Source organism: Micromonospora sp. NPDC048843, assembly GCF_040649965.1.
Classification (GTDB): Bacteria; Actinomycetota; Actinomycetes; order Mycobacteriales; family Micromonosporaceae; genus Micromonospora; species Micromonospora hortensis.
Genome location: NZ_JBEZGJ010000062.1, coordinates 1 through 13,443, shown reverse-complemented (window position 1 = coordinate 13,443; position 13,443 = coordinate 1). Strand labels below are relative to the sequence as shown.

Genomic DNA, 13,443 nt, shown 5'->3' with positions numbered 1-13,443 from the left:
CGGCGGGCGGTCAGCGGACCGCCCCGGTCACCGCCCACCTGCCGTCGCGCAGTCGCAGCAGCAGGGCGACCAGCCGGATCACCACGAACACTGTCAGCCCGGCCCAGATGCCGCCCAGCCCGAGGTTGAGCGCGTACGCCAGCCAGATGGCCGGCAGGAAGCCGCCGAGCGCCGCCACGATGGTGAGGTTGCGCAGGTAACGCACGTCACCGGCGCCGATCAGCACGCCGTCGAGGGCGAACACCACCCCGGCCAGCGGCAGCATGACGACGAACCACGGCCAGGCCACCATTGCCTGCTCGCGTACCCCGGCATCGGAGCTGAACCACGACGGCACCACGCTCGCGCCGGCGGCGACGAGCAGCGCGAAGCCCACGCCGCAGACGCCGCCGAACAGCCCGACCCGGCGGGCGAGCGCCCGCGCACCAGCGTCGTCGCCGGCGCCGAGCGCGGCACCGACCAGGGACTGCGCGGCGATGGCGAGGGCGTCGAGCACCAGCGCGGTGAAGAACCAGAGTTGCAGGGCGATCTGGTGGGCGCCGACGGCGGCGGCGCCGAAGCGGGCGGCGACGGCGGTCGCGGACAGGAAGCTGGCCTGGAACGCCAGCCCACGGATCAGCAGGTCCCGGCTGAGCACCAGTTGTTGGCGGATCACGCGAGGTTGGGGTCGCAGCGACACCCGCTCACCGACCAGGGCGACGGCGAAGAGCACCCCGCAGAGCGTCTGCGCGACGACGTTCGCCACCGCCGAGCCGACCAGACCCAGCCCGCCGGGGTAGACCAGCAGCGGGCAGAGCAGCGCGGAGAGCAGGTTGGGGCCGAGCACGAAGTACAGCGGGCGGCGAGTGTCCTGCACGCCGCGCAGCCAGCCGTTTCCGGCGGCGGCGAGGAGTAGGCCGGGAGCGCCGAGGGCCGCGATCCGCAACCACTGGGCGGCGGCGTCGGCGACCTCGCCACCAGCACCGGCGAGGGTACGCGCGAGCGCGCCGCCGCCGACCTGCATGCCGATCGCGATCAGCAGGCCGACACCGAACGCCAGCCAGGACGACTGGACGCCCTCGGCGACCGCGGCGGCCCGGTCACCCGCGCCGAAGCGGCGGGCGGCGCGGCCGGTGGTGCCGTAGGCGACCACTGTGCCCACCCAGGCGGTGAGCGTCATGACCGTGCCGCCGACGGCGAGCGCGGCGAGTGGCACCCGGCCGAGGTGACCGACCACCGCGGTGTCGACAAGCACGTAGAGCGGCTCGGCGGCGAGCACCACGAGGGCCGGCAGGGCGAGCGCGGCGATCCGCCGGGGCGAGGCGGGTCGGTGAGCTGTGGTGGCGTGGTTCATCGCCGCCGATCCTGGCATGGCTGCGGTAAGGAGCACAAGGCCGCCGGTGACTTACTGACCCACCTCTCGACCAGCTCGGCGGACGTCACCGAGAATCGCGGCCCTGATGCGCCCCCTGTCGCCGGCATCCCGGTTTGCGGCGCTCACTACCCTGTCCGAGGCTCCCACGCGGGGGGCACCATGACAGCGATAGGCCTATGACAGTGAGCGACAGCTACCCTCCGCCCGACCCGAACGTCACCCCCTGGAGCGGCCCGCCGGCCCCGCAGCAGGGCGGCTACCCGCCGTACGGACAGCCACCACCCCAGCCGTACTACGGCGCACCACTGCCGGCGCCGGACAAGTCGAACAAGGGCCTGATCATCGGGCTGGTAGCCGGCGCGGTGGTCGTCATACTCGCCATCTGCGGCGCGGGAATCGGCATCCTGCTCGCCTACGATGACGACGAGCCCGCACGGGGCACGTCCTCCACCCCCACGCTGGGCACCGGCAGCACGCCGGGCACGGGGACCGTCCCCACGCCGGGGCAGGCGGATCCACCGAACAACAACGCGATGACCGCCCGTTACTCCAGCGACCTGGCGAACGTCTGCGAGGGCAGCCCGATCCTGAACGCGGCGCCCTACAGCGGCCCGGCCGGCGCCAAGGCGTACACGTTCTCGAACAACCCCGACCGGCCGACGTCCTGGTCGTCGACGTACGTCCCCTCGGACAAGTCCTACTACGCCAAGGGCGCGGACTACCAGAAGGTGTCGGTGGTCGGCTGCCTGAAGTTCGACGAGGGCAGCCAGGGCCCCCCGAAGAAGTGTCAGTACAAGGACAAGGCGGAAAAGCCGGTCACCATCGACTACGTCTCGTCGCGTTACACCCTGACCTTCTACGCGGCCAGGACCGCCGAGAAGATCGGCGACGGCGGCACCGTGACCGCCCCGACGAACAGGTGCCCGAGTTTCATCTCGTACGACAAGACAACAATGAGGGCGTACGCGACGCCGGACTCCGGCACCATCGAGGCGGCCCTGGACACGTTCCTGTCCTGAACGACCCGACCCCCACTGGTGGCCGGATGGTGACGCCGTCGGCGCGGCACGTCGGCGGCGTCACCACCGGTCGAGACGAGTCACTGACGGGTGTCCATCGACGTCTGCAGCGCGCGGCGGGCCTGCTCGCGGGCGTCGTCGGTGGTGGTCTCGGGCTTGGGCTTGTTCGGCATGGTGGCGCTCCTCTTCCCAGGGCGTGAGCCGCCGACACACGGCGGCCCTCACGGGCGGTCCTGCTGAGCGCCCCACGGCGGTCCGGGGTTACCGGAGCAGCCGACTGGGCAGCGTGAGCCCGGGTCGATCGACCCTGGAGGGAGGCGGCACGGGGTGTGGCACCACTGCCCATGACCTGCACCGCCAGGCGGCACCGGCCTTCTCCCAAGTTATCGTTCAGGTCCACATACTGCTTACGGTTCCCGCCATTTGGACGGTCGGCAACCCGGCTCAGCGAGCCAGGAAGTGCCAGCCCAGCCACCACCAGAACCCGAACAGACCGATCCGGCCCACCGGCACCGAACCGACCTCGTAACGCATCACGTAGGCACAGACCTCGCCGAGGGTGGGGATCCGCGACCCCTCCCGCCGGGCCATCCACTCGACCACCGCGAAGAGGATCAGCGCGGCGAGGAAGCCGCCGATCGCGAGCGCGCGCATCATCGCCGCACCAGCCCCCAGAAGGCGGCCAACCAGGCGAACCAGACCGCCGAACGGGTCAGTTGATCCTCCAGGAGAGGATCGGCCAACCGGGAGAAGGTGGGGAAGTCATCGCCGGCAGCCAGCACGAAGGTCACACCCTCGAAGACCCCGAAGACCACCACCGGCACCGCCCACCAGGCCGCCCCCGCGCCCAGCCGGCGCGGCGCCGGCCGGCGGGGCACCCGGTTGCTCAGACCGAGCCAGATCAGCACCCCACCCGTCCCGAGGGTGAACAGATTCGCCTCGGTGGAGAAGGACGCGAACCGGCCACCAACGAGCGACAGGCAGACGAGGACGGGAACGGAGACGGCGGGCCGGTCCCAGGCGCGGGGGGCCTCCACGGTGAGGTCGTGCGGCTGCTCCATCCCGCAATTCTTCCCGGTATCACGGAACGCGGGAAGACCAACACTCCCCGGAGCTGACCCTGATCTTCCAGACCGGCGGATCGACGGCGCCGAAGGCGCCTCAGCCGATCAGCGCCGCGTCCAGCTGACCGCGGATCGACTCGACCACCTGCTCGACGGTGCCCCGACCGGTGAACCCGGCCGCGAACGTGTGCCCACCACCGCCCAGCGCCACGGCGACCCGACTGACGTCCACAGCGCCCTTGCTGCGCATCGACACCGCCCACTCGGCGGGCCTGGTCTGCTTCACCACACAGCTCACATCCGCCTCGGCGGTGCAGCGCACGGAGTCGATCAGCGCCTCCAGCACGTACGGCCGCTGGTCGTGCCGAGCCAGGTCATCGAGGGTGGCGAAGGTCCAGACCAGGCCCCGACCTCCGGCGGCCGCCGGCTCCAGTCGAGCCCGGCCGAGCACCTCACCGAAGAGGCGGACCGCGCCGAAGGGCCGGGTGTCGAAGACCCGCCGGGAGATGTCACCCGGCGAGATGCCGGTCGCCAGCAGCCGGGCGGCCATCTGATGCACCGCCGGGGTGGTCGCCTCGAACCGGAACGAGCCGGTGTCAGTCGTCAGCGCCACGTAGAGGCACTCGGCGATGGCCGGATCAACCACCACCCCGAGCCGGGCCAGCAGTTGCTCGGCCACTACCGACGTGGCCGCCGCACCCGGGTCGACCAGGTTGACGGTGCCGAACCCGGGGTTGGAGGCGTGATGGTCGAGCACCAACGCCGCACCCGCCGACGACAACCGCCCGGCCAACTCGCCGAGACGCGACTCGCTCGCCGCGTCGAAGCAGATCACCAGATCGGGCGCCGGGTCGGCGGCGTCCGCCGGGACCAGCAGGTCCAGCCCGGGCAGCCCCCGGAACGGCTCCGGCAGCTCCGGCGGACCGGGAAAGGTCGCCTGCACGTCGCGTACGCCGAACTGCCGCAGGCCCAGACCGAAGCCGAGCATGCTGCCCAGCGCGTCGCCGTCCGGGTTGATGTGGCAGATCAGCAGCACCCGGGCGGTCGGCGGGAGAGCCCGCACCAACGCCTCGGCCGCGGCCCAGTCCGCCTCGGCGGGGCCGAGCCCGGCTGCCCCGGCGAACGGGGCGCTGGCGGTGCTGGTCACCGCGTTTCCCCACCCCGCGGGGTCTCCTTGACGTCGGTGGCCTCGTCGGCCTCGTCCGTCTCGTCGGCCTCATCGGTCTCGTCGTCCACCCGGTACGGCTGGGCCTCGCCCGCGTACTTCGCCTGGGCGGCGAGCCGCTGCACCTCGGCATCGGCGTTGCGGGCGGCGGCGAGCAGGTCATCGATGTGCTTGACCTGGTCCTGCACGTCGTCGAGGACGAACGTGAGGGTCGGCGAGTGGCGCAGCCCGAGGGCCTTGCCGACAGTGCTGCGCAGCAGCCCCTTGGCGCTCTCCAGCGCCGCCGCGGTGTCCGCCTGGGCCACCGAGTCACCGAGCACTGTGTAGAAGACCGTCGCGTCACGCAGGTCAGCGGTAATCCGGGCGTCGGTGATGGTGATCATCCCGAGCCGCGGGTCCTTGATCTGGCTCCGCACCACCGACGCGACCAGCTCACGCACCCGTTCCGCGTGCCGGCGTACCTTGGCCGGATCAGACATCTCGCCACCTCCACGGCGTCCTGCTTCCGGTCGACCCGGCGGCCCGGAGGCCGCCGGCCGACCGGCCAACATCTCGAACATTACCTTCGGGGCCGCTCCGGTCGCCCGGCACAGCCGGCACCATGGTCAGTCGTCGTCCGCGCCGTAGAGCCGGCGTCGAACCGACAGCAACTCGACCTCGGGGCGATTGGCCACCAGGCGCTCACAGGAGTCGAGCACCTCGCGGACGTGCGCCGTCTCGGCGGCCACCACGGCCACCGCCAGTTGCGCTCGACCATGCAGGTCGAGCGCACCCACCTCGGCGGCCGACACCTCGAAGCGGCGCAGCGCCGCAACGATCGGCCGTACATATGATCTCTTGGCTTTGAGCGACCGGGAGTCGCCCGGCAGCAGCAGGTCGAAGACCGCGGTTCCGGTGAACATCGTCCCGGACGATACCGCCAACCCGCCCCGCATGATCAAGGGGTTTACGCCGGGTGGCGTAAACCCCTTGATCAGCGTGTCACTGCCGGATCAGGCGCGAACCTTCTCCCGCATCTCGAAGGTCTCGATGACGTCGCCGACCTGGACGTTGTTGTAACCGCCCAGAGTCAGACCACACTCGAAGCCCTCGCGGACCTCGGTGGCGTCGTCCTTGAACCGCTTGAGCGAGGTGATCGTGAGGTTGTCCGCCACGACCGCCCCGTCCCGAAGCAGGCGAGCCTTCGCGTTGCGTCGGATGATGCCCGACCGGACGATGCAACCGGAGATGTTGCCGATCTTGGACGAGCGGAAGACATCGCGGATCTCCGCGCTGCCCAGCTCGGCCTCCTCGTACTCCGGCTTGAGCAGACCCTTGAGCGCTGCCTCGATCTCCTCGATGGCCTGGTAGATGACGGTGTAGTACCGGATCTCCACGCCCTCGCGGTCGGCCATCTCACGGACCTTGTTCGAGGCCCGCACGTTGAAGCCGATGATCGTGACCGGCTCGGACGAGGCACTCGCGAGCATGACGTTGCTCTCGGTGATCGCGCCGACGCCCCGGTCGAGGACCTTGAGCTGGACCTCCTCGGGGATGTCGAGGTTGAACAGCGCGTCCTCCAGGGCCTCCACCGAACCGGAGACATCGCCCTTGAGGATGAGGTTGAGCGAGGTCTTCTCGCCCTCCTTGAGCTGCTCCATGAGCGTCTCGAGGGTGGCCCGACCACGGGAGTTGGCGAAGGACGCCGCCCGCCGCCGTGCCTGCCGCTGCTCGGCGATCTGCCGCACCGTGCGGTCGTCCGCCGCGGCGAGGAACGTGTCTCCCGCACCGGGCGGCGCGGTCAGACCCAGCACCATGACCGGACGCGCCGGCCCAGCCTCGGTGAGCTGGTTGCCGTTCTCGTCGAGCATGGCCCGAACCCGGCCGTGCGCCCCGCCGGCGACGATCGAGTCGCCCGCCCGCAGGGTGCCCTTCTGCACCAGCACCGTCGCCACCGCACCGCGACCCTTGTCCAGGTGTGCCTCGATGGCCACACCCTGCGCCGGCCCGTCGATCGGAGCGGTCAGCTCCAGCGACGCGTCGGCGGTCAGCAGGACAGCCTCGAGCAGCTCCTCGATGCCGATGCCCGGCTTGGCTGCCACGTTGACGAACATGGTCTCGCCGCCGTACTCCTCGGCGACCAGGCCGTACTCGGTCAGCTGCTGGCGGACCTTGTCCGGGTTGGCGTCCGGCTTGTCGACCTTGTTGACCGCGACCACGATCGGCACGTCGGCCGCCTTGGCGTGGTTCAACGCCTCGATCGTCTGCGGCATCACACCGTCGTCGGCCGCGACGACCAGGATCACGATGTCCGTGACCTGGGCACCACGAGCACGCATGGCGGTGAACGCCTCGTGACCCGGGGTGTCGATGAAGGTGACCGCCCGGTCCTCGCCCTCGTGCGGGACGTGCACCTGGTAGGCACCGATGTGCTGGGTGATGCCACCCGCCTCACCGGCCACGACGTTCGCCTTACGGATGGCGTCGAGCAGCTTGGTCTTACCGTGGTCGACGTGACCCATGACGGTCACCACCGGCGCACGGCTGACCAGACGCTCCTCGGCCACCTCCGCGTCGAGGTCGATGTTGAACTGCGCGAGCAGCTCGCGGTCCTCGTCCTCCGGGCTGACGATCTGGATGTCGAAGCCCAGGTGCTCACCCAGCAGGTGCAGGGTGTCGTCAGAACAGGACTGGGTCGCGGTCACCATCTCGCCCAGGTTGAACATCTCCTGGACCAGCGAACCCGGGTTGGCGTTGATCTTGTCGGCGAAGTCCGACAGCGAGGCGCCACGGGAGAGCCGGACGATCTGACCCTGACCCCGGGGAGCACCCGAGCTCATGGTCGGAGCCGACAGGTTGTCGAACTCCTGTCTGCGCTGCTTCTTGGACTTGCGACCGCGCGTCGGCCGGCCACCCGGACGCCCGAAGGCACCCGCGGCGCCGCCGCCACGGCCACGACCGCCCGCACCCGGACGACCGCCGCCACCGGCCGGACCACCCGGACGGAAACCGCCGCCGGGAGCACCCGCACCGCCGCCGGGACCGCCACGGTAGCCACCGCCACCGCCGGCACCCGCGCCGCCACCGGGGCCGCCGCGGTAACCGCCACCGCCACCGGCGCCACCGCCGGGACCGCCACGGAAACCGCCGCCACCGCCACCGGGACGACCTGCGCCGCCACCGGGACGACCGGCGCCACCGGGACCGGGGCGACCGGCAGCCGGCCGCTGGCTCGGCATGGACGCCGGGCTGGGCCGCGGCGGCATCGAGTTCGGGCTCGGCCGCGGCGGCATGCCCGCCGGGGTGTTGGGCCGAGGACCACCCGCACCGGCGGCCGGGGGCCGCTGCTGCTGGCCACCCTGGATGCCGAACGGGTTGTTACCGGCACCGCGCGCCGGCGGACGACCGCCCGGCCGGGCACCCGGACCGGGAGCCGGCGTGCTCGGACGAGCTGCCGGCGAACCGGGACGGGGCGGCATCGCCGCAGGACCCGGCCGAGGGCCGGGGCGGTTACCGCCGTCTGCCGGAGGCTCCCGGCGAACGGGGTTGTCCCGCTGCTGCTGACGGGCGGCCTGCGCGGCCTTGACCGCGGCCTCCTGCTCCGCCTTCAGCGCGGCGGCACGCGCCTCCGCGGCCGCCACCTCGATGTCGTGGGCACTCGCCGGCTTGGCGACCGGGGTCGCCGTCTGCGGTGCACCGGGAACCGGCCCCTTGGGCTTCGGACCGGGTGCCGGCGCGGCCGGCCGCCGAGGCGGCATCGGCTTGGCCGAGACCCGGGGCGCACCCGGGGTCGGGGTTGGCGTCGGGGTCGGGGTTGAAGCCGGCGTCGACGCGGGCGCCGACGGGGCGGCCGGGGCCGGGGCTCCGGCGGACGCGACGAATGCGTTACGCAGCCGCCGGGCGACGGGCGCCTCGACGGTGCTGGACGCGGACTTCACGAACTCGCCCATTTCCTTCAGCTTGGCGAGAACGGTCTTACTCTCGACCCCGAGCTCTTTTGCAAGCTCGTGTACGCGGGCCTTGCCTGCCACTGCACTCCTCACTCCGAGGTCGTGCGGGCAGCACCCGCAGCGACCTCACTCGTGCACTTGAAGCCTGGTCATTTCAGGGACTTCATCGTGTGCTCATGTCGGTCGTCCTACCCTGCTAGCGACCCTCGCCCGGTCGGGCTGACCGGACGTAGTGGTTGGCGCATCGACGTGCTCCGCCAGCGCACCGTGGTCGAGGACCTCGGTGCTGCGCAGCGCACGCCCGAAGGCGCGGCGCCGCACCGCCAGCGCGAAGCAGGCCGGATCCGGGTGCATGTTCGCTCCCCGACCCGGCAGCCTGCGGCGCGGATCAGGCCGGAGGCTGTGACCAGCCTCGTCCCTGACCGCGACGATTCGCAGCAATTCGCTGGCCGGCGCACGTTGCCGGCAACCCACACAGGTGCGCTCCGGCTGCGCGCGTCGTACCACTGGAGGAAGTCTACCCCTAGCTCCCCGAGATCGCGCCGCCCGGCTCCCGCACGTGATCAGTTACCCCACGCGCCGCCGGCGCGGTCTGCTCCGCATCGGAACGAATGTCGATCCGCCAACCGGTCAATCGGGCCGCGAGTCGGGCATTCTGCCCCTCCCGACCGATGGCGAGCGAGAGCTGGAAGTCGGGAACTGTCACCCGGGCGGCCCGGTTGGCCAGGTCGACCACCTCGACCCGCAGCGCCTTGGCCGGCGACAACGCGTTGCCGACGAAGGTGCCCGGGTCGTCCGACCAGTCGATGATGTCGATCTTCTCACCGTGCAGCTCGCTCATCACGGCACGCACCCGCTGACCCATCGGGCCGATGCAGGCGCCCTTGGCGTTCACCCCGGGGGTGGTGGAGCGGACGGCGATCTTCGTGCGGTGGCCCGCCTCACGGGCGATCGCACCGATCTCGACGGTGCCGTCGGCGATCTCCGGCACCTCCAGCGCGAAGAGCTTCTTGACCAGAGCCGGGTGCGACCGGGACAGGGTGATCTGCGGCCCTCGCATGCCCTTGGCCACGTGCACCACGACGCAGCGGACCCGCTCGCCGTGCGCGTACCGCTCGCCGGGCACCTGCTCGGACTGCGGCAGCACGCCCTCCAGCTTGCCCAGGTCGACGCTGACGATGCCCTTCTCGGTACGCGTCTCGTGCGCCTGCACCACGCCGGTGACCAGGTCACCCTCGCGGCCGACGTACTCACCGAAGTGCACCTCGTCGGTGGCCTCCCGCAACCGCTGGAGGATCACCTGCTTGGCCGTCATGGCGGCGATCCGGCCGAAGTCGTGCGGGGTGTCGTCCCACTCCCGCACCAGGCTGCCGTCGGCATCCATCTCCTGCGCGTACACCAGGGCGGCGCCCGACCTGCGGTCGATCTCCACCCGGGCGTGCGGCTCGGCCCCGTCGGTGTGCCGGTAGGCGGTCAGCAACGCGGTCTCGATCGCCGCGAGAATCGTGTCGAACGGGATCTCCCGCTCGCGCTCGAGTGCGCGCAGCGCCGCGAGGTCGATGTTCACCTCTCCTCGTCCTCCACATCATCTTCGTCGTCGATGTCGTCTGAATCGTCGATCTCGTCGGAATCGTCCGCGTCGTCGAACTCGTCGTCCGGCTCACCCAGCTCGGCGAGCCGGGTGAACTCGACCTGCACGCGGCCCGGGCCCAGCTGGGCGTACGCCCAGGCGGCGCGGCCGTCGTCTGTCTCCAGGTGCACGCCCTCGTCGTCGGCCGCGACCACCCGGCCGGTCAGCTGACGGTCACCGGCGGGCTGCTCGCCCCGCTGGCCGGGCAGCGCGGCCGCGCCCCGGGCGGTCACCTTGACCAGTCGACCCACGTTGCGCCGCCAGTGGCGGGGCAGGGTGAGCGGCCGGTCGACGCCGGGCGAGCTGACTTCCAGCTGGTACTCGCCGGCGACGATGTCGCCACCGGTCTCCTCCGCGGCGTCCAGCGCGGCCGAGACCGCGCGGGAGACGACCGCGACGGCGTCCAGGTCGATCCCGCCGTCGGTGTCCACCATCACCCGGACCACGTGCCGGCGGCCGGCCCGGGAAACGGACAGGTCCTCCAGGTCGTAGCCGGCGTCGTTGACCACCGGCTCGATCACGGCCCGCAGTCGGTCCCGCCGTGCGGCGAGGTCACCGCCGCGGGGGCCCGCAGCACCGCGGGGTCGACCCGTCGGCCTGGTGGCACGGCCACGCTGCGTCATCTCCGCACCCTCTCCCTGGTCGACGGGGACCGGTAGTCCCGCCATGCCGGCACGCCACCGGAGTGGACACGCCGGTGGTGCGCAGAGCGTAACGCGCCTGCCCGGCGGCGGACCGGGCGGCGCACCGACGCCGGTGACCCCCGGAGCGGCACGGATGGTGTTGACTTGGCCGGTGGGGAACGGCAGAACGACACAGCGCGACCAAGCATCCGGACATTCCCGGCGAAAGCTGCTGGGCGCCGGGGCGTTGTTGGTGCTCGGCGGTGCGGTGACGCCGCTGACCGGCTGTGATCTTTTCGACCGCGACGACCAACCAGCCCCGCCACCCGACCCGCTGCGGCCGATGGTGGACGAGTCACTCGCGCTGGCCGCCGCGTACCGGGCGAGCGCGACCGCCCATCCCGACCTCGCCGACCGGCTCAACCCGATCGCCGAGACGCACACCGCGCACGCCACCGAGCTGGCCCGGGTGATCGGCGTGACGGTCCCGTCGGCGGCCTCCGCCGCCCCGACCACGGCCCCGGCCGCCGATCCGAACGGCGCGCGCGCCGCCCTGCGGGCGCTGGAAAAGACCGCCCAGCAGTCCGCCACCGCCGCCTGCGCCGCGGCGCCCGCAGAGCGGGCGGCACTGCTCGGGTCGATCGTCGCCGCCCGGGCAACCCACCAGGAGGCACTGAAGTGAGGCAGCCGTCCGCCGAGGAGGCACTCGCCTCCGCCCTGTCCGCCGAGTACGCGGCCATCTACGCCTACGGACGGATCGGTGTCCGGCTCAACGGAGCGGCGCGGGACGCGGCACGCCAGGCGGAGGCCGCGCATCGACGTCGGCGCGACGCGCTGGTGGTGCAGCTCACCACGGCCAACGGCGTGGTCCCGCCGGACCGCGCCGGTTACGCCCTGCCGTTCCCGGTCACCGACCGGGCCAGCGCCCTGCGGCTCGCCGCCGAGGTGGAGGAGCGCACTGCCGCCCACTGGCGGGCGGCCCTGGCGTCCACCACCGGCGCCGACCGGGACCAGGCACTGGCCGCCCTTGTCGAGTACGCCGTGCGGGCCACCCGGTGGCGGAAGACTGCCGGGTCGACCCCGCTGACTGTCCCGTTTCCCGGTCGACCGACCTGAACCGGTCCACTCCGGTTGCGGTACGCATACCAGGTATGCATACTCCGTTGCCATGTCCATCCGTCACGGGTTGCTCGCCCTGCTCGAACGCGGCCAGATGTACGGCTACCAGCTGCGCGCCGCGTTCGAGGAGTCGACCGGCTCGACCTGGCCACTGAACATCGGGCAGGTCTACACCACGTTGTCCCGGCTGGAACGGGACGGTCTGGTGCGCCCGCTGCCGGAGAGCGAGGCCGGGCAGCGCCCGTACGAGATCACCGACGCCGGCCGGGCGGACCTGGCGCTGTGGTTCGCCACCCCGATCAGCCGTACCGACCGACCCCGCGACGAGCTGGCGATCAAGCTGGCGCTGGCGCTGACGACCCCCGGGGTCGACGTCCGTTCGGTGGTGCAGGCCCAACGCAGCGCGACGATGCGGGCCCTTCAGGAGTTGACCCGGTTGAAGTACGGCAGCAACCGGCCTGAGGACCTTCCCTGGCGCCTCGTGCTGGACTCGATGGTGTTCCAGGCCGAGGCTGAGGTGCGCTGGCTGGACCACTGCGAGACCAGTCTGGTCCGGCACCAACCCAGCGGCCCGGCGCCTCCCGCCTCCCGACCCGATGACGCCGACGCGCGGAACGCGGCCCGATGGGCCGGCGAGGAGGCAAGACGGTGAGCGGATCGGACGACGCGGTGCTGGAGCTACGCGCCGTCCACCGCACCCACGGCGCCGGGCCGGCGGCGGTGCACGCGCTGCGCGGCGTCAGCCTGGTCGTCCGGCCCGGCGAGCTGGTCGCCGTGATGGGGCCGTCCGGCTCCGGGAAATCGACCCTGCTGGCTCTCGCCGGTGGGTTGGACCGTCCGACCGGCGGCGAGGTCCGGGTCGAGGGGCAGCCGCTGGGGACCCTGGACCGCCGTGGGCTGGCCCAGCTGCGCCGCCGCCGGATCGGCTACATCTTCCAACAGCTCAACCTGCTGGGCAGTCTGAGCGCACTCGAGAACGTGGCGCTCCCGTTGGAACTCGACGGGACCAGCGGACGTCGGGCCCGCGCACTGGCCATGGCCGCGCTCACCGAGGTGGGCCTACCCGCGTTGGGTGACCGTTTCCCGGACCAGCTCTCCGGAGGGCAGCAGCAGCGGGTGGCCATCGCCCGCGCGCTGGTGGGCGAACGACGGCTCGTCCTCGCCGACGAGCCCACCGGAGCGTTGGATTCTCAGACCGGTGAGGCGGTGCTGCACCTGCTGCGCCGCCGGATCGACGCGGGCGCGGCCGGAGTGCTGGTCACCCACGAGGCACGGCACGCCGGCTGGGCCGACCGGGTGGTGTTCCTCCGCGACGGCGTGCTGGTGGACACGACGGCACCGCTGGGCAGTGTCGAGCAGTTGCTGTCCGGAAGCGACCGGTGACCGTTCGCCGCCCGACGCGGGCCCCCGGTCGGGCCGACACCGCGACGCCGCGGCCGGTCGCAAGCGCGTCGGCCTGGTTGACCACTTCACTGTCGAGCTTCACCTCGACGGTGCGGATCAGCTTGGCGTTGGCCGTCATGGCGGCTTCCCACTGGTC

Annotated in this window: 15 protein-coding genes; 5 read left to right on the top strand and 10 right to left on the bottom strand. The window is 72.0% G+C overall.

The features are described 5' to 3' along the window. Positions 1-10 precede the first annotated feature (10 nt). Positions 11-1,333 carry an MATE family efflux transporter gene (locus AB0C20_RS16465; RefSeq protein ID WP_357568295.1) on the bottom strand — a complete coding sequence of 441 codons (1,323 nt, stop codon included), beginning with the start codon at positions 1,331-1,333 and terminating at the stop codon, positions 11-13. A 203-nt stretch (positions 1,334-1,536) separates the two neighbouring features. Between AB0C20_RS16465 and AB0C20_RS16460 the strand changes: the two genes are divergently transcribed. Continuing rightward, positions 1,537-2,373 (top strand): hypothetical protein, encoded by an 837-nt coding sequence (locus AB0C20_RS16460; protein ID WP_357568294.1) that lies wholly within the window; start codon positions 1,537-1,539, stop codon positions 2,371-2,373. A gap of 444 nt (positions 2,374-2,817) precedes the next feature. On the opposite strand, the gene AB0C20_RS16455 is transcribed toward AB0C20_RS16460, so the two are convergent. The 9 genes from AB0C20_RS16455 to rimP all read right to left on the bottom strand — a co-directional run bounded on the left by AB0C20_RS16455 (position 2,818) and on the right by rimP (position 10,784). Then, entirely contained in the window at positions 2,818-3,027 is a 210-nt protein-coding gene (locus AB0C20_RS16455) for a DUF6186 family protein (protein ID WP_181548655.1), read from the bottom strand. Then, complete coding sequence (locus AB0C20_RS16450) at positions 3,027-3,434, bottom strand: hypothetical protein (protein WP_357183040.1); 408 nt, start codon at positions 3,432-3,434, stop codon at positions 3,027-3,029. Before AB0C20_RS16450 ends, AB0C20_RS16455 begins: the two co-directional genes overlap by 1 nt. 100 nt (positions 3,435-3,534) lie before the next feature. Next, positions 3,535-4,584 (bottom strand): bifunctional oligoribonuclease/PAP phosphatase NrnA, encoded by a 1,050-nt coding sequence (locus tag AB0C20_RS16445; protein WP_357183043.1) that lies wholly within the window; start codon positions 4,582-4,584, stop codon positions 3,535-3,537. Continuing rightward, positions 4,581-5,081: a 30S ribosome-binding factor RbfA gene (rbfA, locus tag AB0C20_RS16440; protein WP_112624086.1), complete on the bottom strand. Its 501-nt coding sequence runs from the start codon at positions 5,079-5,081 to the stop codon at positions 4,581-4,583. Before rbfA ends, AB0C20_RS16445 begins: the two co-directional genes overlap by 4 nt. A gap of 126 nt (positions 5,082-5,207) precedes the next feature. Beyond that, complete coding sequence (locus AB0C20_RS16435; RefSeq protein WP_238671751.1) at positions 5,208-5,504, bottom strand: DUF503 domain-containing protein; 297 nt, start codon at positions 5,502-5,504, stop codon at positions 5,208-5,210. Between the two features lie 90 nt (positions 5,505-5,594). After that, the gene (infB, locus tag AB0C20_RS16430) at positions 5,595-8,612 is read right to left on the bottom strand and encodes a translation initiation factor IF-2 (protein ID WP_357183048.1); all 3,018 of its coding nucleotides are present in this window, start codon (positions 8,610-8,612) and stop codon (positions 5,595-5,597) included. 93 nt (positions 8,613-8,705) lie between these two features. After that, positions 8,706-9,038, bottom strand: a complete 333-nt coding sequence (locus tag AB0C20_RS16425; protein WP_112624296.1) for a YlxR family protein — start codon at positions 9,036-9,038, stop codon at positions 8,706-8,708. A gap of 16 nt (positions 9,039-9,054) precedes the next feature. Next, positions 9,055-10,098 (bottom strand): transcription termination factor NusA, encoded by a 1,044-nt coding sequence (nusA, locus tag AB0C20_RS16420; RefSeq protein ID WP_238671748.1) that lies wholly within the window; start codon positions 10,096-10,098, stop codon positions 9,055-9,057. Continuing rightward, positions 10,095-10,784: a ribosome maturation factor RimP gene (gene rimP / locus AB0C20_RS16415; protein WP_357183053.1), complete on the bottom strand. Its 690-nt coding sequence runs from the start codon at positions 10,782-10,784 to the stop codon at positions 10,095-10,097. The genes nusA and rimP overlap by 4 nt, the downstream gene beginning before the upstream one ends. Before the next feature lie 229 nt (positions 10,785-11,013). Here rimP and AB0C20_RS16410 point away from each other — a divergent pair, with 229 nt between their 5' ends. Genes AB0C20_RS16410 through AB0C20_RS16395 form a run of 4 tightly spaced genes read left to right on the top strand, consistent with a single transcriptional unit; the run spans position 11,014 to position 13,286 of the window. After that, a complete protein-coding gene (locus tag AB0C20_RS16410; RefSeq protein ID WP_357183170.1) occupies positions 11,014-11,466 on the top strand; it encodes a hypothetical protein in 453 nt (150 codons plus the stop codon). Continuing rightward, positions 11,463-11,900: a ferritin-like domain-containing protein gene (locus tag AB0C20_RS16405; RefSeq protein ID WP_357568293.1), complete on the top strand. Its 438-nt coding sequence runs from the start codon at positions 11,463-11,465 to the stop codon at positions 11,898-11,900. The genes AB0C20_RS16410 and AB0C20_RS16405 overlap by 4 nt, the downstream gene beginning before the upstream one ends. 52 nt (positions 11,901-11,952) lie before the next feature. Then, a complete protein-coding gene (locus tag AB0C20_RS16400; RefSeq protein ID WP_357183059.1) occupies positions 11,953-12,555 on the top strand; it encodes a PadR family transcriptional regulator in 603 nt (200 codons plus the stop codon). Then, a complete protein-coding gene (locus AB0C20_RS16395) occupies positions 12,552-13,286 on the top strand; it encodes an ABC transporter ATP-binding protein (RefSeq protein WP_357568292.1) in 735 nt (244 codons plus the stop codon). The genes AB0C20_RS16400 and AB0C20_RS16395 overlap by 4 nt, the downstream gene beginning before the upstream one ends. The last annotated feature ends 157 nt before the right edge of the window (positions 13,287-13,443 follow it).